Source organism: Streptomyces sp. NPDC058864 (assembly GCF_042742985.1).
Taxonomy (GTDB): Bacteria; Actinomycetota; Actinomycetes; order Streptomycetales; family Streptomycetaceae; genus Actinacidiphila.
In genome coordinates this window covers 1-2,766 of the sequence record NZ_JBHYMQ010000151.1, presented here as the reverse complement: position 1 = coordinate 2,766, position 2,766 = coordinate 1, and the positions used below count along the sequence as shown (strand labels likewise).

Here is a 2,766-nt window from a genome sequence, read left to right as displayed (position 1 = left end):
TTCTACGTAACTGACGGTCCGTCGTACGAAGAGGTTGCCGTCTGTGAGCGAACCGATACCGAATTCACCCTTGCGAGTGACAGGAGGGGTCCGAGTCCGCCGTCGACCCAGTTGAGCAGGATCTGGTTGACGCCGCCGACCACCGCCATGGCCATCGCGGTGACGTCCGCGCCGGGGGCGGTCCAGGCCTCGTGGAGCAGGGACTCCACGAGGGAGGCGAGCCGGCGCAGTCCGCGGCGTCGTTCGGCGGCGGTGAGCGGTCCGCCGGCGAGTGACTCGACGAGCTTGATGCGGCCCTTGCGCGGGTCGTCGACCACACCGCCGGCCAGGACGTCGAGCATGCCGCGTGCCCGGTCGCGGCGCGTGCCGCCCGCGGCGAGCGCCGCCCTGCACTTTTCGGCCTCGTCCCGCTGGATCTCCTCGAGGATCCCGGCGAGCAGTTCGTCGAGGGAGGCGAAGCTCTCCGTGAAGTAGCGGTCCGGCAGACGGCAGCGGCGGAGCACCGCGCGCATCGAGGTCCCGCCGTAGCCCTGCGCCGAGAACAGCTCGATCGCCGCGTCCATGATGCGGCGCCGCCGCGCCGCGACGCGTTCCTCGGCGGTCATGCCGCCGTACTTCCTCATGCGGTCACCCCGGTCCCTATCTGAGGGCAGATGCCATCAGATAGGAGTATTCTCGGTCATCTGTTGCGAAAAGAACGCTTCCCACGCGGCGGAAGCCCCTACCAGCCGCTCGACGGCCGGCTCGACGGACGCACGCCGGTTTCCCGCCGCGCCGAATCATCCGAAGCCGGGTGAAGACGGCCCGGCCGCAGCCGGAAGAAGTACCCATCATGGATGTGAAAGACCTGTTCATCGGGGGGCAGTGGACGACACCGGCCGGCAGCGGGACCATCACCGCCGCTTCCGCCGGCACGGGAGCCCGCCTGGGCTCGGTGCCCGAGGCCGTCGACGCGGACGTCGACGTCGCCGTGCGAGCGGCCCGTGCCGCCTTCGACGCGCCGGGCGGGTGGCCCCAGTGGGAGCCGGAGCGCCGCGCGGCGGCCATGCTGCGGCTCGCCGGTGCGCTCGAGGCCCGGAGCCGGCTGACGGCGCGCACGGTCAGCGCGCAGAACGGCATGCCGATCTCCACGGCCGAGCCGTTCGAGGGGACGGTCCCGGCCGCCCTGCTGCGCTACTACGCCGCCCTCGCCACCGGGACGCCCCTCGAGGAACGCCGCGCCGGGCTGCCGGCCGGCAGCACTCTGGTCCGCAGGGAGCCGGTGGGGGTGGTCGCCGCGATCATGACCTGGAACTTCCCGCAGACCATCGCCTTCTTCAAGATCGCGCCCGCCCTCGCGGCCGGCTGCACCCTGGTGCTCAAGCCGGCGCCGGAGACGGTGCTCGACTCGATGGTCCTGGCGGACGCGGTCGAGGAGGCGAGCCTCCCCCGCGGGGTCGTCAACCTCGTGCCCGGCGGTCCGGAAGTGGGTGCGTACCTGGTCTCCCACCCCGGGGTCGACAAGGTGTCGTTCACGGGGTCGACCGCCGCGGGCCGGCAGGTCGCGGCCGCGTGCGCGGCGCTGCTGCGACCGGTGACGCTTGAACTGGGCGGCAAGTCCGCCGCGGTCGTTCTGGACGACGCCGACCTGGGCTCCCTGTCCGAGCGGTTCTTCATGGCCGGCCTGCTGAACAACGGCCAGACGTGCTTCGCGAGTACGAGGATCCTGGCCCCCCGCGGCCGCTACCAAGAGGTGGTCGAGTTCTGCACGGCGCTGGCACTCGGGGCGGTCGTGGGCGACGCCCTGGACCCCGCCACGCAGATCGGCCCGCTCGTCAGCGCCCGGCAGCGCGACCGCGTGGAGGGCTACATCGCCAGGGGCCTGGAGGAGGGCGCCCGGCTGACGGCGGGCGGGGGCCGGCCGGCCGGTCTCGACCGGGGCTGGTTCGTCGAGCCGACCGTGCTCGCGGACGTGGACAACGCCTCGGTCGTCGCACAGGAGGAGATCTTCGGACCCGTCCTGACGATCACGCCGTACGACGGCGAGGACGAGGCCGTCCGGCTCGCCAACGACTCCGCGTACGGCCTCGCGGGCACGGTCTGGACCGCCGATCCCGAGCACGGCACACGAGTGGCCCGGCGGATCCACAGCGGCACGGTCGGGATCAACGGTTACGTACCGGACCTCGCCTCCCCGTACGGCGGCGTGAAGTCCAGCGGCCTCGGACGGGAACTGGGTCCGGAGGGGCTGCAGGCGTACCAGCAGTTCCAGTCGGTCTACCGGCAGTGACGTCCGGGCCATGGCGCGGCGGCCGCCGCAGGTCCGGAAATCGTCACCTCCTTGACAGGTGACGATGGCTGTGCGACCGTCGGCACCAGCCGCGGTGGTATCCGACTCCGCCCATCCCCCACCGGAGGAATCCCGTGAAAGTGCTCAGCGTCATGAAAGTGGCCACGGTGGCCGTGGCCATCGTCACCGTCGCCTGCGGGTGCTTCCTCCAGGTCTTCTGAGGACGGCACAGCGAGAGAGAGGACCGGCATGCCGAACACGCAGAAGGTCGTCAAGGTCGTGAAGGTGGTCAAGGCCGCGGACAACGGCGCGGTGGTGCGCCGGGCCCGCTTCGGCGCGCTGCCCGAACGCGTCCGGCCCGAGGACATCACGGAGGTGGTCCCCATAGTCGAGCGCTACCCCTCGCAGGACCTCTACGACCACGAGAAGTGGCTCACCTGCAGGTGGGTGTAGCCACGGCAGCCGCGCCCCCGGGCGGACTCCGGTCCGCCCGGGGG

3 protein-coding genes are annotated in these 2,766 nt (G+C 71.7%); 2 read left to right on the top strand and 1 reads right to left on the bottom strand.

Translation table 11 applies throughout. From position 1 onward, the window contains the following. Positions 1-2: 2 nt before the first annotated feature. On the bottom strand, positions 3-623 hold the full coding sequence (locus ACFW3D_RS42040; protein WP_500513762.1) for a TetR/AcrR family transcriptional regulator: 621 nt from the start codon (positions 621-623) through the stop codon (positions 3-5). Positions 624-832: 209 nt separating this feature from the next. On the opposite strand from ACFW3D_RS42040, the gene ACFW3D_RS42035 reads away from it, so the two are divergent. Together ACFW3D_RS42035 and ACFW3D_RS42030 are read left to right on the top strand one after the other, a co-directional pair. Beyond that, positions 833-2,269, top strand: coding sequence for an aldehyde dehydrogenase (locus ACFW3D_RS42035; RefSeq protein ID WP_500513761.1), 1,437 nt, complete (start codon positions 833-835; stop codon positions 2,267-2,269). A 249-nt stretch (positions 2,270-2,518) separates the two neighbouring features. Next, on the top strand, positions 2,519-2,722 hold the full coding sequence (locus ACFW3D_RS42030; RefSeq protein WP_500513759.1) for a hypothetical protein: 204 nt from the start codon (positions 2,519-2,521) through the stop codon (positions 2,720-2,722). Positions 2,723-2,766 lie beyond the last annotated feature (44 nt).